Source organism: Streptomyces sp. SID11385 (genome assembly GCF_010548245.1).
Classification (GTDB): Bacteria; Actinomycetota; Actinomycetes; order Streptomycetales; family Streptomycetaceae; genus Streptomyces.
In genome coordinates this window covers 1-19,285 of sequence record NZ_JAAGLR010000384.1, presented here as the reverse complement: position 1 = coordinate 19,285, position 19,285 = coordinate 1, and the positions used below count along the sequence as shown (strand labels likewise).

The 19,285-nt window shown below is 72.2% G+C and carries 20 protein-coding genes; 16 read left to right on the top strand and 4 right to left on the bottom strand.

What is annotated here, in order from left to right; translation table 11 throughout:
• Positions 1-149: 149 nt before the first annotated feature.
• The 10 genes from G3I42_RS11770 (at position 150) to G3I42_RS11725 (ending at position 11,956) form a co-directional block, all read left to right on the top strand.
• Entirely contained in the window at positions 150-920 is a 771-nt protein-coding gene (locus G3I42_RS11770; protein ID WP_164285176.1) for an enhanced serine sensitivity protein SseB, read from the top strand.
• A 158-nt stretch (positions 921-1,078) separates the two neighbouring features.
• On the top strand, positions 1,079-1,969 hold the full coding sequence (locus tag G3I42_RS11765) for an enhanced serine sensitivity protein SseB C-terminal domain-containing protein (RefSeq protein WP_164285174.1): 891 nt from the start codon (positions 1,079-1,081) through the stop codon (positions 1,967-1,969).
• Between the two features lie 739 nt (positions 1,970-2,708).
• Positions 2,709-3,707 (top strand): ABC transporter permease, encoded by a 999-nt coding sequence (locus G3I42_RS11760; RefSeq protein WP_164285172.1) that lies wholly within the window; start codon positions 2,709-2,711, stop codon positions 3,705-3,707.
• Positions 3,708-3,769: 62 nt separating this feature from the next.
• Positions 3,770-5,557 carry an ABC transporter substrate-binding protein gene (locus G3I42_RS11755; protein ID WP_164285170.1) on the top strand — a complete coding sequence of 596 codons (1,788 nt, stop codon included), beginning with the start codon at positions 3,770-3,772 and terminating at the stop codon, positions 5,555-5,557.
• Positions 5,558-5,679: 122 nt separating this feature from the next.
• On the top strand, positions 5,680-6,678 hold the full coding sequence (locus G3I42_RS11750) for an ABC transporter permease (protein ID WP_007821840.1): 999 nt from the start codon (positions 5,680-5,682) through the stop codon (positions 6,676-6,678).
• Positions 6,675-7,889: an ABC transporter ATP-binding protein gene (locus G3I42_RS11745; protein WP_164285168.1), complete on the top strand. Its 1,215-nt coding sequence runs from the start codon at positions 6,675-6,677 to the stop codon at positions 7,887-7,889. The genes G3I42_RS11750 and G3I42_RS11745 overlap by 4 nt, the downstream gene beginning before the upstream one ends.
• On the top strand, positions 7,886-9,292 hold the full coding sequence (locus G3I42_RS11740; RefSeq protein WP_164285165.1) for a dipeptide ABC transporter ATP-binding protein: 1,407 nt from the start codon (positions 7,886-7,888) through the stop codon (positions 9,290-9,292). The genes G3I42_RS11745 and G3I42_RS11740 overlap by 4 nt, the downstream gene beginning before the upstream one ends.
• A gap of 29 nt (positions 9,293-9,321) precedes the next feature.
• On the top strand, positions 9,322-9,984 hold the full coding sequence (locus G3I42_RS11735) for a trimeric intracellular cation channel family protein (protein WP_164285163.1): 663 nt from the start codon (positions 9,322-9,324) through the stop codon (positions 9,982-9,984).
• A gap of 77 nt (positions 9,985-10,061) precedes the next feature.
• The gene (locus G3I42_RS11730; RefSeq protein WP_164285161.1) at positions 10,062-10,919 is read left to right on the top strand and encodes a thioesterase family protein; all 858 of its coding nucleotides are present in this window, start codon (positions 10,062-10,064) and stop codon (positions 10,917-10,919) included.
• 143 nt (positions 10,920-11,062) lie between these two features.
• A complete protein-coding gene (locus G3I42_RS11725) occupies positions 11,063-11,956 on the top strand; it encodes an SRPBCC domain-containing protein (RefSeq protein ID WP_164285159.1) in 894 nt (297 codons plus the stop codon).
• Positions 11,957-11,971: 15 nt separating this feature from the next.
• On the opposite strand, the gene G3I42_RS11720 is transcribed toward G3I42_RS11725, so the two are convergent.
• Together G3I42_RS11720 and G3I42_RS11715 are read right to left on the bottom strand one after the other, a co-directional pair.
• On the bottom strand, positions 11,972-12,196 hold the full coding sequence (locus G3I42_RS11720; RefSeq protein ID WP_164285157.1) for an antibiotic biosynthesis monooxygenase: 225 nt from the start codon (positions 12,194-12,196) through the stop codon (positions 11,972-11,974).
• 425 nt (positions 12,197-12,621) lie between these two features.
• Positions 12,622-13,287: a TetR family transcriptional regulator gene (locus G3I42_RS11715; protein ID WP_164285155.1), complete on the bottom strand. Its 666-nt coding sequence runs from the start codon at positions 13,285-13,287 to the stop codon at positions 12,622-12,624.
• Positions 13,288-13,412: 125 nt separating this feature from the next.
• On the opposite strand from G3I42_RS11715, the gene G3I42_RS36935 reads away from it, so the two are divergent.
• The 3 genes from G3I42_RS36935 to G3I42_RS11705 all read left to right on the top strand — a co-directional run bounded on the left by G3I42_RS36935 (position 13,413) and on the right by G3I42_RS11705 (position 15,255).
• Entirely contained in the window at positions 13,413-13,577 is a 165-nt protein-coding gene (locus tag G3I42_RS36935) for a hypothetical protein (protein WP_203606667.1), read from the top strand.
• A gap of 214 nt (positions 13,578-13,791) precedes the next feature.
• Positions 13,792-14,004 carry a DUF4190 domain-containing protein gene (locus G3I42_RS11710; RefSeq protein WP_164285178.1) on the top strand — a complete coding sequence of 71 codons (213 nt, stop codon included), beginning with the start codon at positions 13,792-13,794 and terminating at the stop codon, positions 14,002-14,004.
• 87 nt (positions 14,005-14,091) lie between these two features.
• Positions 14,092-15,255: a cysteine desulfurase family protein gene (locus G3I42_RS11705; RefSeq protein ID WP_164285154.1), complete on the top strand. Its 1,164-nt coding sequence runs from the start codon at positions 14,092-14,094 to the stop codon at positions 15,253-15,255.
• Between the two features lie 50 nt (positions 15,256-15,305).
• Here the strand turns inward: G3I42_RS11705 and G3I42_RS11700 are convergent, their stop codons facing one another.
• Entirely contained in the window at positions 15,306-16,016 is a 711-nt protein-coding gene (locus tag G3I42_RS11700) for an N-acetylmuramoyl-L-alanine amidase (protein ID WP_164285152.1), read from the bottom strand.
• 134 nt (positions 16,017-16,150) lie between these two features.
• Here G3I42_RS11700 and mnmA point away from each other — a divergent pair, with 134 nt between their 5' ends.
• Complete coding sequence (gene mnmA / locus G3I42_RS11695) at positions 16,151-17,359, top strand: tRNA 2-thiouridine(34) synthase MnmA (RefSeq protein WP_239096402.1); 1,209 nt, start codon at positions 16,151-16,153, stop codon at positions 17,357-17,359.
• A 51-nt stretch (positions 17,360-17,410) separates the two neighbouring features.
• Here the strand turns inward: mnmA and G3I42_RS11690 are convergent, their stop codons facing one another.
• Positions 17,411-17,737, bottom strand: a complete 327-nt coding sequence (locus tag G3I42_RS11690; protein ID WP_164285150.1) for a DUF427 domain-containing protein — start codon at positions 17,735-17,737, stop codon at positions 17,411-17,413.
• 142 nt (positions 17,738-17,879) lie between these two features.
• Here G3I42_RS11690 and G3I42_RS11685 point away from each other — a divergent pair, with 142 nt between their 5' ends.
• Entirely contained in the window at positions 17,880-18,422 is a 543-nt protein-coding gene (locus tag G3I42_RS11685; RefSeq protein WP_164285148.1) for a TIGR00730 family Rossman fold protein, read from the top strand.
• A 102-nt stretch (positions 18,423-18,524) separates the two neighbouring features.
• A complete protein-coding gene (locus G3I42_RS11680; protein WP_164285146.1) occupies positions 18,525-19,214 on the top strand; it encodes an SDR family oxidoreductase in 690 nt (229 codons plus the stop codon).
• Positions 19,215-19,285 lie beyond the last annotated feature (71 nt).

The window sequence follows — 19,285 nt, the reverse complement described above, 5'->3', positions numbered from 1 at the left end:
GCCGGCATCGCGGCGGACCGGGACCGGGCCGCCTGTCGGCGCCGCGCGCTACAGTGCGCCCGCAAGCAGCGAACGACAGCGGCCCCGCGCACAGCGGCGGCCGTGAACGACAGCGGGTCAGGCGCCCGCGGGCTCAGGGTGGGAAGCGCATGAACGTTCCGGCGCAGACGACGGCCGAGAGCGCGCCGTACGGCGGATGGCCGGGCAACGAGCTGGAGCAGGTGCTCGTCGCCTCGCTCGGCGTGCCGGGCGCCGGCGGGCGCATCGTCGAGACGCTCGGGCGCGCCACGATATGGGTGCCGCTGCCCAAGGGCGGCGGCCCCGAGAGCATGGCGCTCGACCTTCCCGCCGTCGAACTGGACGGACAGGCGTACGTGCCGGTCTTCAGCTCGCAGCAGCAACTCCTCGGCGTCATGGGCACGTACACGCCCTTCGCCGAGGTCGCCGCGATCGACTTCGCGCGCGGACTGCCCGCCCAGCTCGGCATCCTCCTCAACCCCGAGGGCACCGTCACCGTGCCCCTGCCCCCGCCCGCCGTCGCCGAACTGTGCCGCGCCGGACGCACGGTGCTCGACGGGCCCGGCAGCGGCGGCCGGGTGCGGCTGCGCGAACCGGACTGGCAGGTGGACCCGGTGGACTTCCTGAGCGCCGCCGCCGAGGAGTTCGCCGTGACCGGCCTCGTACGCACCGCGCGCCGCTGCCTCGCGGAGGTCGAGGACCAGCCGCCCTCCCTCTTCGTCGGGGTCGAGCTGAGCGACCCGGCGGGCGGCGAGGCGGTGCTCGACGCGCTCGGCCGCGCGCTCGGCCGCGCCCCTGTCGCCTGGCCGGTCAACCTGATCCTCCTCGACGTCGCCCAGGACCCGGTCGCCGACTGGCTGCGCGCCCGGGTGCGCCCCTTCCACGCCGCCGCGGGGTACTGAACCGGCGGCGCCCGCGCCGGGACCGGTGCGCGCGCCGAACTGGTTGGATGGGAGGTCGTGCGCGGTTGGACCGGAGGTCGCGCGCGGCGCGCCCCTGCGCTCCGGGACAGGGGCCAGTACGGTGGGGCGGTCGATTCACGACGAAGGGGCGGTCACAGGTGAGTGCGTCGGGCACGGCGGCCGGGGGCGAGATCCCGGGCCGCACGCGGCCGGGGACGGGGGAGTACCTCGAAGAGGCGTTGCGGCAGGTCGTACCCGGCCGCTTCGACTCCTACGAGGCGCTGTTGCACGCCCTCGCCACGAGCAGCGTCCACATGCTGCTCTTCTCCGGCACCCCGGGCTCGCCCGAGGCGCGGTACGGCTCCATGGAGGTGGCCGGGCACGCGTACGCGCCCTGCGTCACCTCGCCCGGCGAACTCGCGGCCAGCGGCTGGAGCCGCGCGCAGGTCCTGGAGCGGGGCGAGGCGGTGGCGGGCGCGCTCTACCCGTCCCGCCGCGGCCTGTGGCTCAACCCGCACGCGCCCGGGGGCGGCATCGGCATCCCGTGGGCCGATCTGCGCCGCGTCGCGCTCGGTCCGGCGACGCAGCCGGCCGGACCCCTGCGGCTCGCCGAACCGACCATCGAACTGCCCCAGTTCTACGCGCTCCTCACGCAGCAGGCGCACCGCACGAGCGTCGTCCGCGGCCTGCACCGTGCCTGGGTCCAGCCGACCGCGGGACTGCCGTGCCTCGCCATCGGCCTCGACCTCTACGAGGAGGGCCCGCAGTCCGTCGAGGCCGCGCACACGATGCTCCGCCTCTCCTCGACCGCCCTCCCGGAGGACCTCACGGTCATGGCGGTCTCGCTCATGGACCCGCACGATCCGCTCGCGCAGTGGCTGCGCGAGCGGACCCGGCCGTTCTACACGCGCGAGGCGCACGCACCGGGGGCGGGGGCGGGGCAGGGGGCGGGGCAGATCCCGGGGCAGGTGCCTGGCGGGCAGGGGGCGGGGCTGGGTCCGGGGCAGGGGTACGGGTATCCGCCGCCGTATGCGGGACCGCAGGGCTGAGGGGTGGGTGGGCGGCTCCCCTCGGGCGGGTGCGGGGCCGCGGGGGTGAGGGTGCGCGGACAGGGCCCGAGACAGCCCCCTCCCTCCCGGGGGGCGACCCCAATACCATCCTCCCAAACCCCCCACCCCCCACCGCCCCCACCACCGAAATCTGTGGACAACTCCGCACTTCCCATAAAACGCCTCACTCCTCCGAGTGAGGCGTTTTCGCGTAACGGCCGTTTATCCACAGCCCGTCCCCGAAAGCGCCCCCGGGGTGCTAATGCCCGCCTCTGCCCCGGCCGCACCACTCCTGCACCCCCTTGCGCCTTCCTGCCCCCACCCGCACCCTCCTGCGCCCCCATGCCCCCCTCTATCCCCATGTGCAGCCATTGGCTTGCTCAGTTGGCGGACGCCATTCCCAACTCGTCCACCATGTGGACGAGTTCAAGGGTGGGCTGGGGTTATTCCGTGGCGATATCCGACATTGACGCAGGTGGTGCATCGGCGCGCTTTGCCATCATCGAACGAAGTAACTCCCCTCTGTTCGGGTTGCGTTGACCGCTTCGCGGATAACGGTGAAACCGAATACGGATCACGGTTGCGCAACCTTTGGCCGGAGGGTCTGGCCGCCGTGTGCAGGCGGGATGAAGACTTCCGTGCTCAGGGACGGATCGTTCCCGCGTACGACAGTTCGACAGGCCGCTTCGGGCGGCAAGTGTGGGCCGGCCACCGCCGGTTGAGAGGGGTCGCTGGCACGATGACGGCACCACTGCATGAGCCGGCGGAGATGGCACCCTCGGCGGCCGATCTCAAGGCCGGCATGCCGAAGGAGAAAGTGCAGGGCCGCTCCCTGGGCAGAATCGCCTGGGAGCGCCTCAAGCGCGACAAACTCGCCCTGGGCGGCGGGGTGATCGTCGCCGTGCTGGTCCTCGTGGCCATCTTCGCGCCGCTCATCGCGCACCTGTACGGCCAGGACCCGGACTCGTACCACGAGAGCCTCATCGACCCGCTGTTCTCGACCCCCAAGGGGTCCCTCGGTGGCGCGAGCGGCGACCACTGGCTCGGCGTCGAACCGGTCAACGGGCGGGACATCTTCGCGCGCATCCTCTACGGCGCGCGCATCTCGCTCCTCGTCGGCTTCCTCTCGGCCCTCGTCGCCGTCGCCCTCGGCACCGTCCTCGGTGTCCTCGCCGGCTACTTCGGCGGCTGGGTCGACGCGCTCATCAGCCGCGTGATGGACGCGCTGCTCTCGTTCCCGCAGCTCCTCTTCATCATCGCGCTGGTCTCGGTCATGCCCAACGACATGCTGGGGATGTCCGGTACGAGCGTCCGCGTCTTCGTGATGATCCTCGTCATCGGCTTCTTCGGCTGGCCCAACGTCGGCCGCGTCGTGCGCGCCCAGACGCTGAGCCTGCGCGAGCGGGAGTACGTCGAGGCCGCGACGAGTCTCGGCGCGGGCAAGAGCCACATCATCTTCAAGGAACTGATGCCCAATCTCGTGGCGCCGATCATCGTCTACACGACGATGATGATCCCCACGAACATCCTCAACGAAGCCGCGCTGAGCTTCCTCGGGGTCGGCGTGAAGCCGCCGTCGTCCTCCTGGGGGCAGATGCTCTCCAGCGCGCTCAGCTACTACGAGACCGACCCGATGTACATGGTCGTGCCCGGTGTGGCGATCTTCGTGACCGTCCTCTCCTTCAATCTCCTCGGCGACGGCGTGCGGGACGCGCTGGACCCCCGGGGCTCCCGCTAATCGCCCAACCCACGACGGCTCCCGCGCCCGCGGGACGTCAACGACATGGAGGAACCCAGATCGTGAAGACCCACTCGACCGGGCGGCGCAAGCAGGCCCTCGCGGCGACCGCGGCGATCGCGGCGCTGCTGTCCGTCGCCGCCTGCGGCGGAGGCGACTCCGACGACGGCAACGGCAGCGGTGGCGGTGGCGGTGCCAAGGCGGCCGGCTTCGACGCCGCCAACAACAAGGTCGCCAACGCGTCGGCCAAGAAGGGCGGCACCCTCAAGTTCGCGTCCGTGCAGGACGCCGACTCCTGGGACACCACGCGTGGTTACTACGGCATGGCGTGGAACTTCATGCGCTACTACAGCCGTCAGCTCGTGACCAACGCGGCCGAGCCGGGCGCCAAGGGCGCCGAGGTGGTCCCCGACCTGGCCAAGGACAAGGCCGAGATCTCCTCGGACGGCAAGACCTACACGTACCACCTGCGCGAGGGTGTCACGTGGGAGGACGGCAAGCCGATCACGTCGCAGGACGTCAAGTACGGCATCGAGCGCCAGTGGGCGCAGGACGTGCTCTCCGGCGGCCCGGTCTACCTCAAGAACGTGCTCGACCCGGACGGCAAGTACAAGGGCCCGTACAAGGACACGTCCAAGGAGGGCCTGAAGGCCATCCAGACGCCGGACGACCAGACCATCGTCTTCAAGCTCCCGAAGCGGAACTCCGACTTCGAGGAAATGCTCGCGATGACGTCGTCCTCGCCGGTGCGCAAGGACAAGGACACCAAGTCCAAGTACGGTCTGCACCCCTTCTCCTCGGGCCCGTACAAGTTCCAGTCGTACAAGCCCGCCAAGTCGCTGACCCTGGTGCGCAACACCGAGTGGAAGCAGGCTTCGGACCCGGTCCGCAAGGCGCTCCCGGACAAGATCACGATCACGTTCTTCACCAACGCGGACGACATGGACAACCGTCTGCTCAACGGTGAGTTCGACCTCGACCTGAACCAGACGGGTCTCTCCCCGCAGGGCCGCACCAAGGCCCTCAAGGAGCACAAGGACAACATCGACAACCCCGTCTCGGGCTACATCCGTTACGCGGTCTTCCCGCAGAGCGTGAAGCCCTTCGACAACATCCACTGCCGCAAGGCGGTCCTCTACGGCGCCGACCACAAGTCGCTCCAGACGGCGCGTGGCGGCCCGCAGGCCGGTGGCGACATCGGCACGAACATGCTGCCGCCGTCCGTGCCCGGCTCCGAGGGCCAGAAGTACGACCCGTACGGCATGGCCGCCAACGACGGCGCGCCGAACACCGCCAAGGCCAAGTCCGAGCTGAAGGCCTGCGGCAAGCCGAGCGGCTTCAAGACCACCATCGCGGTGCGCAACAACAAGCCGGTCGAGGTCGCCACCGCCACCTCGCTCCAGGCCTCGCTGAAGAAGATCGGCATCCAGGCCGACATCGACCAGTACGACGGCGCGCAGACCGCGGGCATCATCGGTAACCCGAAGGTCGTCAAGTCGAAGAACTACGGCATCATCATCATGGGCTGGGGCCCCGACTTCCCGTCGGTCCAGGGCTACGGCCAGCCGCTGTGGGACTCGCGCTTCACGCTGGACAACGGCAACAACAACTACGCCCTGATCGACGACAAGGCGATCAACGGCGACTTCGACAAGTTCAACAACGAGCTGGACAAGACGAAGAAGGAACAGCTCGCCACCGACATCAACCACAAGGTGATGGAGGGCGGCTACTACCTCCCGTTCGTCTTCGAGAAGTTCATCAACTTCCGCTCCTCTCGCCTGGCCAACGTCTACAGCACGGACGGCTACTCCGGCATGTACGACTTCGTCAACCTGGGCGTCAAGTAACACCACGACCGTCGGCACACCCGCCGTACTGCACGAAAGGCAGGTGAAGGCCACGACGGCGTGACGGCGGGCCACCGGGACGACCTCCCGGTGGCCCGCGGCCCGCGCCCTGGCCGGAAGCAGTGCTCGCATACCTCATCAGGCGGCTGTTCGCCGTCGTCGTGATGCTGGTGGTCATCATGTTGGTGGTCTTCGGCATCTTCTTCCTCATACCGAAGTGGACCGGAGTCGACCCCGCGACGATGTACGTGGGCAAGCAGTCCGACCAGGCGGCGCTCGACGCCGTCCGGGAGAAGCTGCAACTCGACCAGCCGATCTTCGTCCAGATCTGGGACTTCTTCAAAGGCATCGTCGCCGGCCGCACCTACTCCGGTGGCGGCGAGGTGACGCACTGCGCGGCCCCGTGCTTCGGCTACTCCTTCCGCAGTGAGCAGGCCATCTGGCCGCAGCTCACCGACCGGCTCCCCGTCACGGTCTCCCTCGCCGTCGGCGCGGCCGTGCTGTGGGTCGTCTTCGGCGTCGCCGCCGGTGTCCTCTCGGCGCTCAAGCGCGGCTCGGTCTGGGACCGCGGCGCGATGCTCGTCGCCCTCTCCGGCGTCTCGCTGCCCATCTACTTCACCGGCATGCTCGCCGCCGCGATCTTCCACTTCGGCCTCGGCTGGTTCGATCCCAAGTACGTCCCCATCGAGGAGAGCGTCACGGGCTGGGCCAGCGGCCTGATCCTGCCCTGGGTCACCCTCGCCTTCCTCTACGCGGCGATGTACGCCCGAATAACGCGGGCCACCATGCTCGACGTGCTCGGCGAGGACTACATCCGCACCGCGCGGGCCAAGGGCCTCACCGAGACCAAGGTCATCGGCAAGCACGCGATGCGCTCCACGATGACCCCGATCCTCACCATGCTCGGCATGGACCTCGGCGCCATGATCGGTGGCGCGATCCTCACCGAGACCACCTACAGCCTCCCCGGCCTCGGCCAGGCCGTGCTCAAGGCGATCAACGAGCGCGACCTCCCGGTCATCACCGGCGTCGTCCTCATCACCTCGCTCGCCGTCATCCTCGCCAACCTCCTGGTGGATCTCCTGTACGCCGCGATCGACCCCCGAGTGAGGCTCGCATGACGACCCAGCCCGCCGGCCCCACGGACAACGGCCCCGCGAAGCCCGGCACCACGAAGACGAGCGCCGAGAAGACCGGCGCCGCCAAGACCAGTACCGCCACGACGAGTACGGCCACGACGAGCGCCGCGAAGACCGGCACCGGCGAGGTCACTGCCGCGCAGAGCGGCACCGCGCCCCGCGCCTTCCTCGAAGTCCGCGACCTGCGCGTCCAGTTCCCCACCGACGACGGCCTCGTCAAATCCGTCGACGGCCTCAGCTTCACGCTGGAGAAGGGCAAGACGCTCGGCATCGTCGGCGAGTCCGGCTCCGGCAAGTCCGTCACCTCGCTCGGCATCATGGGCCTGCACACCACCGGCCAGTACGGCAAGCGCAAGCCTCGTATCTCCGGCGAGATCTGGCTCGACGGCGAGGAACTGCTCACCGCCGACCCCGACCGGGTCCGGGCCCTGCGCGGCCGCGACATGGCGATGATCTTCCAGGACCCGCTGTCCTCGCTGCACCCGTACTACACGGTCGGCAAGCAGATCATCGAGGCGTACCGCATCCACCACGACGTGGACAAGAAGACCGCGCGCAAGCGTGCCGTCGAGATGCTCGACCGCGTCGGCATCCCGCAGCCCGACAAACGCGTCGACTCCTACGCGCACGAGTTCTCCGGCGGCATGCGCCAGCGCGTCATGATCGCCATGGCGCTCGTCAACAACCCCGAACTCCTCATCGCCGACGAGCCGACCACCGCGCTCGACGTGACGGTCCAGGCCCAGATCCTCGACCTCATCCGCGACCTCCAGAAGGAGTTCGGCTCCGCGGTCATCATCATCACGCACGACCTCGGCGTCGTCGCCGAACTCTCCGACGACATCCTGGTCATGTACGGCGGCCGCTGCGTCGAGCGCGGGCCCGTGGACGAGGTCTTCTACGCGCCCCGCCACCCGTACACGTGGGGCCTGCTCGGCTCGATGCCGCGCATCGACCGCGAGGAGACCGAGCGGCTCATTCCCGTGAAGGGCTCCCCGCCCTCGCTCATCAACATCCCCGACGGCTGCGCCTTCAACCCGCGCTGCCCGTACGCGGACCTCCCCAAGGACAACCTGACCCGCACCGTACGGCCCGAGCTGGCCCAGGTCGGCGACGCCCACTGGGCCGCCTGCCACCTCAGCAAGGAGCAGCGCGAGCGGATCTGGACCGAAGAGATTGCGCCGAAGCTGTGAGCGACGACCCCAAGGACGCGGCGATCCCCGCGCAGAGCACCGCACCCAGCGCCGTCCAGGAGACCCCGGCCGCCCCGGAGACCCCGGCAGCCCAGGGAGACACCCTGCTGCGCGTCGAGGGCCTCCAGAAGCACTTCCCCATCCGCAAGGGCCTCTTCAAGCGGCAGGTCGGCGCCGTCCAGGCCGTCGACGGCCTCTCCTTCGAGGTGCGCGCGGGCGAGACCCTCGGCGTCGTCGGCGAATCCGGCTGCGGCAAGTCCACGATGGGCCGGCTCATCACACGGCTCCTCGAACCCACCGCGGGCAGCGTCGAGTTCGAGGGCAGGGACATCACGCACCTGTCGACCGGCGCCATGCGCAAGATGCGCCGCGACGTGCAGATGATCTTCCAGGACCCGTACTCCTCGCTCAATCCCCGGCACACGATCGGCACGATCGTCGGGGCGCCCTTCCGGCTCCAGGGCGTCAAGCCCGAGGGCGGGGTCAAGGCCGAGGTGCAGGGCCTCCTCGAACGCGTCGGGCTCAACCCCGAGCACTACAACCGCTACCCGCACGAGTTCTCCGGCGGCCAGCGCCAGCGCATCGGCATCGCCCGCGCGCTCGCGCTCAAGCCGAAGCTCGTCGTGGCCGACGAGCCGGTCTCCGCGCTCGACGTCTCGATCCAGGCGCAGGTCGTCAACCTCCTCGACGACCTCCAGGACGAGCTGGGCCTCACGTACGTGATCATCGCGCACGACCTCTCGGTCATCCGGCACGTCTCGGACCGGATCGCGGTCATGTACCTCGGCAAGATCGTGGAGCTGGCCGACCGCAAGACGCTCTACTCGACGCCCGGCCACCCGTACACCTCGGCGCTCCTGTCCGCGGTGCCGGTCCCCGACCCGCGCCGCAAGGGGCACGGCAACCGGCGGCTCCTGCACGGCGACGTGCCCTCGCCGATCGCCCCGCCCCCCGGCTGCCGCTTCCACACCCGCTGCTGGAAGGCCACGGCCTCCTGCGCGACCATCGAGCCCCCGCTCATCCAGCTCGGTACGGGCCAGAAGGTCGCCTGCCACCACCCCGAGCACGGCCCCGACCAACTCCCCGGCGACGCGCCACTGGTGAAGCCGGGCGGGACGGTGACGCTGAGCGGGACGAAGGCGGAGGAGGCGGTTCCGGCGGCGGAGGCGGAGGCGGCTCCGGAGGCGAAGGTGGCTCCGGACACGAAGCCGGAGCCGGACGCCGCTCCGGAGACGAAGCCGGAGGCAGCCGTCCCCGCGCCGGAGCCCGCGGAGGACAAGGGCGACGCCGCACCCGCGGCCGACGCCGAGCCCGACACCGCGCCTGACGACAAGCCCGACGTCGCGCCCGAGGACGGGCTCGACGCCCCCGCTCGTGACGAGGCCGGTCCGGAAAAGAAGTGAGCCGTGGACCACCCGGCACAATGTCCCGGGTGGTCCATGAACTCTTCTCGCCGGGCGTGCAGCACGTCCTCGACCTCGTCGGCATCTTCGTCTTCGCCATCTCGGGGGCGCTCCTCGCCGTCCGCAAGAACTTCGACGTCTTCGGCATCGTCGTCCTCGCGGAGGTGACCGCGGTCGGCGGCGGGGTGCTGCGTGATCTCGTCATCGGCGCTGTTCCGCCCGCCGCCTTCCAGGACCTCGGCTACTTCGGGATGCCACTCCTCGCCTCGCTCCTGGTCTTCTTCCTCCACCCGCACGTGGAACGGATCAACTGGGGCATCGCGCTCTTCGACGCGGCCGGGCTCGGCCTCTTCTGCGCGACGGGCACGATCAAGGCGTACAGCTACGGGCTCGGCTACGTCTCCTCGGCCGTGCTCGGCCTCGCGACGGCGGTCGGCGGCGGCCTGCTGCGCGACATCCTCGCCAACGACGTGCCCTCGCTGCTGCGCTGGGACCGCTCGCTCTACGCCGTCCCCGCGATGGCGGGCGCGGCGATCACGGCGCTGTGCATCCGCTTCGACGTCCTCAACGCCCTCTCCACGGCGGGCGCGATCCTCACCGCCTTCGCCCTACGGATACTCGCGCTGCGCTACGACTGGCGCGCGCCCCGCGCCTGGAACCGGCGCAGCGCCGCCGTCGAGGTCGAGGAGTGAGCCCGCGTGAGCGGCGCCACCCTCCCCCGTACCACAGAAAGCTACCGCTCAGTAGCCCCCTGGCGTAGGCTCTGACCATGGCACAGGCAACCGCCCCGGCGAGCATCGGGAACAGCGAGTTCGACCGCGACACGGCCGTGAGCCGGCGCGGTCCCGGCGTCTTCGACGCCACCCTCTCCGAGGGCTGGACCATCATCAACGCCGTCAACGGCGGCTATCTCCTCGCCCTCGCCGGGCGCGCGCTCGCCGAGGAACTTCCGCACAGTGACCCCTTCTCGATCACGGCGCACTACCTGACCGCCTCGCGCCCCGGCCCCGCCGAGATCCGCACCGAGACGATCCGCACCGGCCGCACCCTCTCCACCGGAGCGGCCTCGCTCGTGCAGTACGACGCGCAGGGCGCCCCCGTCGAGCGGCTGCGCGTCCTCGCCTCGTACGGGAACCTCGACACCCTCGACCCGGAGGTGCGCACCAGCGCGAAGCCCCCCGCGCTGCCGCCCGTCGAGCAGTGTCTCGGCAGCGATGACGCCCCCGACGGCAAGGTCATACCCGGCTCGAACGCCATCACCGAGCGGCTGCTTCTCAAGCTCGACCCCGCCACGATCGGCTGGGCGGTCGGGCAGCCCTCCGGCAAGGGCGAGACGCGCGCCTGGTTCGGCCTCGCCGACGGCCGCGACGCCGACCCGCTCTCCCTCCTGCTCGCCGTCGACGCGCTGCCGCCCACCGCCTTCGACCTCGGCCTCATGGGCTGGATGCCCACCGTGGAACTCACCGTCCACGTCCGGCACCGCCCCGCCCCGGGCCCCCTCCGCGTCGCCATCACCACCCGCAACCTGGCCCACGGCTTCCTGGAGGAGGACGCGGAGGTCTGGGACTCGGCCGACCGCCTGGTGGCCCAGTCCCGCCAGCTCGCCCGGGTCGTCCAGCCGCGCTGAGACCCGTCCGCACGAGGAGCGGGCCGCTCTCGTCCCCGTACGGACGGGCCCCCCGCGCGCCCCGCCCCGGGCTCTCGTAGCGTCGTCTGCGAGCGGCCGGAAACGGTCCCTCGCAGACGACGCCACCGGCCCCGGGAGCCCGTATGCAGCCGCGTGCCGACACCCTCACGCGCGACGAACACGGCAGATCGGTCCTGAGTCTGCGCCGCCGCCTCCCGCACCCCGCGCGCCGCGTCTGGGCCGCCCTCACCGAGGCCGCCCTCACCGCCCGCTGGATGCCCGCCGAGGTCGACCTGAGCCCCCAGGCGGCGAGCCCCGTCCGCTTCCGCCTCCCCGGCACGGCGCCCGGCGGCGGCGAGGTGCTGCGCGCCGTGGCGCCCTGGGCACTGGGCTACACGTGGGCCGAGCACGAACTGCACTGGTCCCTGCGCCCCGACCGCGCCGCGGGCGCCGCCGACGCGGACGCCGCGCCCTGCGTGCTCGGCCTGCGCCACGTCTTCGACGACCACCGGGGCGCGGCGAGCTACGCGGCGGGCTGGCACACGTGCCTCACCGCGCTCGCGCAGGTCCTCGACGGCGAGGAGCCGGACCACGCGGGCGACGCGGACGGCGCGCTCCACGAGGCGTACATCGGCCTTCTCGGCCTCGCGGGCTCGACGGTCGACGAAGGCCCCGAGAGCGTCACGATCCGCCTGGAGCGCCAGCTCGTGCGCCCCGCCGACGAGGTCTGGTCCCTGCTCACGCGCGGCACGAGCCCCCGCCGGGGCGAACGCGCGCCCGACGCGTTCGGCACCGTCGGCACCCCGGCGGGCGAGATCACCGAACTGTGCCCGCCCCGCCTGCTCGAATACGCCTGGAGCCCGCTCGGCCGCACCCGCTGGGAACTCCTCCCCGGCACCGACCACGGCGCCCGCCTCCTCCTCAGCCACTCCGGCCCCCCGCTCCCCGAACCCGCCGTCGCCGCCGCGCAGGCCGCCTGGCACCAGCGCGTCGAGGAACTCGCGGCCCAGCTCCTGGACACCCCGGTCCCGGGCTGAGTGGGCTGAGCGGCCTCAGCGGTACCTGCCGTACCGCGCGAACGCCTTCCCGCCCGCCGCGCCGCTCGCCTCGTGGGCGGCGGCATCGGCCCACTCGCTGACGACGAAGGCGCGGTCGCCGTCGCGCGTCGGGTGGACGTGCACGGCGAGGAGTCCCGGCGCCGGTTCGGCCGGGGCGGTACTCCCGGCGGGTTCCACGGACAGCGCGAGCACCGCGGCGGGCCGCTCGGTGTCGTACACCGTGCTGCGCGCGGGGTCCGGGTCAGGCCGGGGCGCTCGATGCCGGGCACGCGCGCGTCCACCCCGCTCACCGTCGTCGCGCGGTGGGCCCGCACCCACGCGAGGTGTTCCTCGTCGCTGGTCCACTGCGCGATGAAGAGCAGGCCCGAGCCGTCGGCCGCGAGGTAGACGTCCTGGGCGAGGCGGCCGGGCATCGGCGGGCGCGCCCGCCACTCGTCCAGCAGCGCGTCGGCCGCGGCCCGCGCGCGCTCGCCGGTACCGGTACGCCACTCGCTGAAGAGGACGGTGCCGGCTTGGGGGACCAGAAGTTCGGAGTATCGAGGCATACGGACGAGCCTGCGACCTCAAGTCGGCTTGAGGTCAAGGGGCGCTGGAGAGCACGGGATGCTCGCGGCCCAGGGGCGCGAGCCTGCGGGACCGTACGGTCAGGCTCCCTCGTCCTGCCAGTGCCGCCGTCCCAGTGCCACCACCCGCAGTTTCCGCCGCGCGCCCGTGAGCACCGCGCGCTCCGCCTCCGAGTCCGGCTCCGCCTCCAGGAGGGACGTCGCCGTGAGCAGGAGCAGGTCCACGTACAGCTCGGCGAGCATCTGGACGTCCCGCACGGTCCAGCCCTCGGACTCCGGCTGCGCGGCGAGCCCCGCGGCGACCTCGTACGAGAAGCCGCGCAGCTCCCGGTCCGTCGCCTCCCGCACGGCCCGCACGCCGCCGTGACGTTCGCGCGCGATGAAGCGCACGTGTGCCGGGTACGCGCGCACGTGGGCCGCGATGAGGGCGACCGCGTCGGCGATGCGGTCCTCGGCGCTCGACCCGGCCGCGAGCAGCGCGCCCACGACCTGGTGGAGGCTGCCGAGCGTCTCGTCGACGAGAGCGACGCCGAGGTCCGGGATATCGCGGAAGTGCCGGTAGAAGGCGGTCGGCGCGATCCCGGCCGCGCGCGTCACCTCGCGCAGCCCGAGGCCGCTGAGGCTCTGTTCGGCGAGGAGGCCGAGGGCCGCGTCCAGAAGGGCCCGCCGCGTGCGTTCCTTCTGCGCGGCCCGGCTGCTCGACGCGGCTGCCGCGCCGACGGGGGCGGGGACGTCGGTGTGATCCATGCCATCCAGTCAACAACTGTTCGCCGGAATTCCCAAGCCGCCGGATGTGTAGACTGCCAGTCAGTGAACACTTGTAATCACAAGTGTTCACCGGATTCCGTCCGTCGGCCCTCAAGGAGGTTCGGATGCTCGTCCTCGTCGCGGCCCTGCTCCTGCTCGGCGTCGTGCTCGGCGCCGTCGCCCACGTCCCGGTCACTGTCTCGCTCGTCGCGGGCGTGGCGATCGGCGCCTGGCTCGTGATCTTCGCGGTACGCGAACGCCACCGCACCCACGGGACGGCCCGCCGCTGAGCCCCCGCGACCCCGCGCACGTCGAGCCACCACCTGGAGGTACCTCATGAAGACCCTCGATCAGGAACGCCGAGCCCACCACCGCGTGCACCCCGCCCGTCCCGCACACGCCGAGCGCACCGAACCCGCGCCGGCAGAGCCCTCCGCGCAAGCTGCGTCCTCCGCGCAAGCCGCGTCCGCGCGTGATGCCGCGCCCCGGCGTGACGCCGACGCCATGGCCGTCGCGGCCTTCGTGCTCGGGCTGCTCGGCCTCCTCGTGCTCAACGTCGTCCTCGGCCCCGTCGCGCTCGTCCTGGCGGGCCTCGCGCTGTGGCGGGGGACCGCGCGGCGCGGGCGGGCGCTCCTCGGCCTCGGCCTCGGGATCGCCGACCTCGCAGTCTTCTTCGCTCTCGCGGCGGCGGACTCGACGCTCTCGTGGAGCATGTGAGCGGCGGGCCGGGCGCGGCGGGTGTGAGCGGCGGCGCATCGGGGGCGGGCCGAGGCGCCCCGTACGGCTCGTAGAATCGGGACCACCATGGCCTACCTCGACCACGCAGCGACGACCCCCATGCTCCCCGAGGCCGTCGAGGCGCTGAACGCCCAGCTCACCGCCGTCGGCAACGCCTCCTCGCTGCACGCCTCGGGCCGCCGCGCCCGCCGCGTCGTCGAGGAGTCCCGCGAGACGCTCGCCGACGCGCTCGGCGCCCGGCCCAGCGAGGTCGTCTTCACGGCGGGCGGCACCGAGGCCGACAACCTCGCCGTCAAGGGCCTCTACTGGTCCCGCCGCGCCGAGGACCCCCGCCGCGACCGCGTCCTCGCCAGCCCCGTCGAGCACCACGCGGTACTCGACGCCGTCGACTGGCTCGGCACCCACGAGGGTGCCCGCGTCGAGTACCTGCCCGTCGACGCCCACGGGCGCGTCGCCCCCGAGGTGCTCCGCGAGGCGATCGCGCGCGAGCCCGAGTCGGTCGCGCTCGCCACGGTCATGTGGGCCAACAACGAGATCGGCACGATCCAGCCGGTGGCCGAACTCGCCGCCGTCGCCACCGAGTACGGCGTCCCCCTGCACGCCGACGCGGTCCAGGCCTTCGGCCAGGTCCCGCTCGACTTCGCCGCGTCCGGCCTCGCCGCCGCGACGGTGAGCGGCCACAAGATCGGCGGCCCCTACGGCATCGGCGCACTGCTCCTGAGCCGCGCCCTGACCCCCGTACCCGTGCTGCACGGCGGTGGCCAGGAGCGGCACGTGCGCTCCGGGACGCTCGACGTGCCCGCGATCGCCTCCTTCGCCGTCGCGGGGCGCCTCGCCGCCGCACGCCAGGAGGACTTCGCCCGCGAGATCGGCGCGCTGCGCGACCGCCTCGTGAAGGAGGTACGGGACGCCGTGCCCGACGCGGTGCTCGGCGGCGACCCCGTCCACCGCCTCCCCGCCAACGCGCACTTCTCCTTCCCCGGCTGCGAGGGCGACTCCCTGCTCCTGCTCCTCGACGCGCAGGGCATCGAGTGCTCGACGGGCTCCGCGTGCACCGCCGGCATCGCCCAGCCCAGCCACGTCCTCCTCGCGACCGGCGTCGCCCCCGACCTCGCCCGCGGCACCCTCCGCTTCTCCCTCGGCCACACCACCACCGAAGCGGACATCGACGCACTGGCCGAGGCGATCGGCCCCGTGGTGGCCCGCGCCCGGACGGCGGGTCTGAGCTGACGGCGGGCGGGGAGGGCGCCTGTACAGCGCCGCGCTTCCTACCGCCCCGCTCAGACCCTCCGTACCGCCGCCTTCGTTCCCTCCACCTCCGTGCGTGCCTGGCGGACCAGGCGCATGTATGTGTCCCACGGCCAGTGGGGGCCCGGGTCGGTGTGGTCCGAGCCGGGGACCTCGACGTGGCCGATGATGTGCTCGCGGTCCGGTGGGAAGCCGTAGCGGGCGCATATCGAGGCCGTCAGGCGTGCCGAAGCGCGCAGCATCGGCTCCGTGAAGTCCTGCGGGCGGTCGATCCAGCCCTCGTGCTCGATGCCGACGCTGCGCTCGTTGAAGCTCCTGTTGCCCGCGTGGTACGCGACGTCCAGCTCGCGGATCGTCTGTGCGAGGTGACCGTCCCGGCGCACCACGTAGTGCGCCGCCGCGCCGTGCGCCGGGTCCTTGAAGACCTTGAGTGCCACCGGGTAGCTGCCCTGCACCACATGGATCACGACGCGGTCCACGCCGTAGTCGCCCGGCCGGTCCGCGCGCCGCCAGTTCGCCTCCGAGGCCGCCACCCACTCCGCGCCCGGCTGGTCCACGGTGCCCTCCACCCGCGCCTTCTCGACCCCGGGCGCCCGCCACCACAGGTGCCGCAGCTCGTCGCGCGCCAGCACCCCCGCGCCCACGGCCGCCGCCGCGCCGCCGACGAGCAGCGCACGCCGGCCGAGCCGCCCGCCGCCGTCCGGCAGGCGGGGCCCGTGTCCGCGATGCGACGTACCCTCCATGCCGCTGACAACGGTCGCGGGGCCGCCGGTGTTCCCCATGTGAGCGGCGCGACGAGGCGCCCGAGCACCCGGCGGACCGGCCCGTGAAAACCCGGGGGAACCGCGCCCCGTACGGCACGTACTCTGGAAGGGCTATGACTGAGACTTCCCCGCGCCCTCTCAAGGTGCTCGCCGCGATGTCCGGCGGCGTCGACTCCGCCGTCGCCGCCGCCCGCGCCGCCGAGGCGGGGCACGACGTGACCGGAGTGCACCTCGCGCTCTCCGCCAACCCGCAGTCCTTCCGCACCGGCGCCCGCGGCTGCTGCACCATCGAGGACTCGCGCGACGCCCGCCGCGCCGCCGACGTCATCGGCATCCCCTTCTACGTCTGGGACCTCGCCGAACGCTTCCGCGAGGACGTCGTCGACGACTTCGTCGCGGAGTACGAGGCCGGCCGGACCCCCAACCCCTGCCTGCGCTGCAACGAGAAGATCAAGTTCGCGGCCCTCCTCGACAAGGCCCTCGCCCTCGGCTTCGACGCCGTCTGCACCGGCCACTACGCGCGCGTCCTCACCCACCCCGACGGCACCCGCGAACTGCACCGCGCGAGCGACATGGCCAAGGACCAGTCCTACGTCCTCGGCGTCCTCGACGACCGCCAGCTCGCGCACGCCATGTTCCCGCTCGGCGACACCGAGACGACCAAGGACGAGATCCGCGCCGAGGCCGAACGACGCGGCCTCGCCGTCGCCAAGAAGCCCGACAGCCACGACATCTGCTTCATCGCCGACGGCGACACCCAGGGCTTCCTCGCCTCCCGCCTCGGCACCGCCGAAGGCGACATCGTCGACGAGAACGGCACCCGCGTCGGCACCCACCAGGGCGCCTACGGCTTCACCATCGGCCAGCGCAAGGGCCTGCGCATCGGCCACCCGGCCCCCGACGGCAAGCCGCGCTACGTGCTCGACATCTCGCCCGTCGACAACACGGTGACCGTGGGCCCGCGCGAATCGCTCGACATCGCCTCGCTCACCGCCGTACGCCCTCGCTGGTGCGGCACCGCGCCGCTCACCACCGGCCGCTACACCGCGCAGCTCCGCGCGCACGGCGGCGAGTGCGACGTACGCGCGGAGCTGGCGGGCGACGAACTGCGGGTCGCGTTCGACACGCCGGTACGGGGCGTGGCGCCCGGACAGGCCGTCGTCCTCTACGACGGGACGCGCGTCGTCGGCTCGGCGACGATCGCGACGACGCGCAAGCCGGAACCGGCGGACGCGACGACACGCGAGCCGGAACCGGCGGACGCGACGACGCGCGAGCCGGAGCCGGCGGGCGCGACGGTGGCGGACGCGGCGGTCGTCTGAGCCGCGGGCGGGGCCGGGAGGCGCGAGTTCTCCCGGCCCCCGCCTCCCGCCTCAGTCGGCCAGCACCTCCGTCTCGTAGAAGCAGTAGTGCCCCTTGATGTCCGCGACCCGCTCCTTGGGCTCCTCGTAGGCCCAGACGAGGTCGGGCGCGCCGGGGAGCGACCAGTACGAGGCGTCGCCCTTGAACGGGCAGTGCGTCGAGGTGTCCGAGGGGACGAGGAGCGCCGTGCGCACGTCCTCGGGCGGCAGGTAGTACCGCACCGGGCAGCCCGTCTCGCGCAGCACGAGCGGGCGGCGGCTCTCGGCGAGAAGCTCGCCGCCGTGCACGGCGCGCACGTGCTCCGTGCCCCGCTCGACCGTGATCGTGTGTCCTGCCATGGCGAAGTCCTTTCGCTGGGGCGGCCGCCGGGCCCGCGGCGCGGGCGGCCCTTCCTCCGTTCAGCTTCCCCCGCGCCACGTCTGTTCCCGGCACGCGCGGGCACGTTCCGGACGGCGTGGCGCGCGCCGTACCGTGGCGTCCATGAACATCTGCGTCTTCCTCTCCGCCGCCGACCTCGACGAGCGCTACACCCGCCCCGCCCGCGCCTTCGCGGAACTCCTCGGCCGCCGCGGCCACACCCTCGTCTGGGGCGGCTCCGACACGGGGCTCATGAAGGTCGTCGCCGACGGTGTCGCGGAGAGCGGGGGCGAACTGCTCGGCGTCTCCGTCGAGTTCCTCGCCCACAAGGCGCGCAAGGGCCTCGACACGATGCTCGTCACGAAGGACCTCGCCGAGCGCAAGGCCGAACTCCTCGGCCGCTCCGACGCGATCGTCGTCCTCGTCGGCGGCACCGGCACCCTCGACGAGGTCACCGACGTCCTGGAGATGAAGAAACACGGCATGCACCGCAAGCCCGTCGTCATCCTCAACACCGAGGGCTTCTACGACGGACTGCGCCGCCAGTTCGAGCGCATGCAGGCGGAAGGCTTCCTGCCCGTGCCCGTCAACGAGCTGATGTACTTCACGGAGGACCCCGAGACGGCGCTGGACTACCTGGAACGGGTCACGACGACGGCCGAGTGACCTCGGGCGCTCGTGACGGCGCGGGCCGGGCGGCCGGGGCGCCCTGGCCTGCGGTGGGCGAGCGGCCGGGCCGGTGGCAGAGGGCGGTGCGATCATGGCCCTATGAGTACGTACGTGATCACCGGGGCCGGCTCCGGAATCGGGGCCGCCGTGGCCCGCCGCCTCCACGCGCGGGGCGAGGACCTCGTCCTCCTCGCCCGCGACGCCGGCCGCGCGAAGGAATTCGCCGCCGACTTCCCCGGCGCCCGGACCCTCGTCGGCGATCTCGCCGAACCCGACCGCCTCTCCTGGGCCTTCTCGCACCAGACCCTGCCCGAGCGGGTCGACGCGCTCCTCCACATCGCGGGCGTCGTCGACCTCGGCACCGTCGGTGAGCTGTCCCTCAAGTCCTGGCGGCAGCAGATCGACGTCAACCTCCTCGCCCCCGCCGAACTGACCCGCCTCTTCCTGCCGCACCTGCGCACCGCGCGCGGCCAGGTCCTCTTCGTCAACTCCGGCGCCGGACTCTCCGCGAGCCCCCAGTGGGCCGCCTACGCCGCCTCGAAGCACGGCCTCAAGGCCCTCGCCGACTCCCTGCGCGGCGAGGAGAAGGAGAACGGCGTCCGCGTCAGCACCGTCTACCCCGGCCGCACCACCTCGCCCATGCAGGCGAAGGTGCACCAGCAGGAGGGCAAGGACTACGACGCCACGGCGTGGATCGACCCGGAGTCCGTCGCCACGACCATCCTCACGGCACTGGACCTGCCCAGGGACGCGGTGGTGACCGACCTGATGGTGCGGCCCGGCGGCTGAACCGGGGGCTCGGGAGGTACGGGCCGCGGGCGTGCTGCTCACGGGCGCGGGGCGCCGCTCGGCCCCGTCCG

Excerpts from the sequence above, each read along its gene's own strand:
- G3I42_RS11680 (WP_164285146.1), top strand. The coding sequence starts at position 18,525 with ATGAGTACGTACGTGATCACCGGGGCCGGCTCCGGAATCGGGGCCGCC.
- mnmA (WP_239096402.1), top strand. The coding sequence starts at position 16,151 with ATGACTGAGACTTCCCCGCGCCCTCTCAAGGTGCTCGCCGCGATGTCC.
- G3I42_RS11690 (WP_164285150.1), bottom strand. The coding sequence starts at position 17,737 with ATGGCAGGACACACGATCACGGTCGAGCGGGGCACGGAGCACGTGCGC.
- G3I42_RS11705 (WP_164285154.1), top strand. The coding sequence starts at position 14,092 with ATGGCCTACCTCGACCACGCAGCGACGACCCCCATGCTCCCCGAGGCC.
- G3I42_RS36935 (WP_203606667.1), top strand. The coding sequence starts at position 13,413 with ATGCTCGTCCTCGTCGCGGCCCTGCTCCTGCTCGGCGTCGTGCTCGGC.
- G3I42_RS11730 (WP_164285161.1), top strand. The coding sequence starts at position 10,062 with ATGGCACAGGCAACCGCCCCGGCGAGCATCGGGAACAGCGAGTTCGAC.
- G3I42_RS11760 (WP_164285172.1), top strand. The coding sequence starts at position 2,709 with ATGACGGCACCACTGCATGAGCCGGCGGAGATGGCACCCTCGGCGGCC.
- G3I42_RS11715 (WP_164285155.1), bottom strand. The coding sequence starts at position 13,287 with ATGGATCACACCGACGTCCCCGCCCCCGTCGGCGCGGCAGCCGCGTCG.
- G3I42_RS11685 (WP_164285148.1), top strand. The coding sequence starts at position 17,880 with ATGAACATCTGCGTCTTCCTCTCCGCCGCCGACCTCGACGAGCGCTAC.
- G3I42_RS11745 (WP_164285168.1), top strand. The coding sequence starts at position 6,675 with ATGACGACCCAGCCCGCCGGCCCCACGGACAACGGCCCCGCGAAGCCC.
- G3I42_RS11700 (WP_164285152.1), bottom strand. The coding sequence starts at position 16,016 with ATGGAGGGTACGTCGCATCGCGGACACGGGCCCCGCCTGCCGGACGGC.
- G3I42_RS11770 (WP_164285176.1), top strand. The coding sequence starts at position 150 with ATGAACGTTCCGGCGCAGACGACGGCCGAGAGCGCGCCGTACGGCGGA.
- G3I42_RS11725 (WP_164285159.1), top strand. The coding sequence starts at position 11,063 with ATGCAGCCGCGTGCCGACACCCTCACGCGCGACGAACACGGCAGATCG.
- G3I42_RS11710 (WP_164285178.1), top strand. The coding sequence starts at position 13,792 with ATGGCCGTCGCGGCCTTCGTGCTCGGGCTGCTCGGCCTCCTCGTGCTC.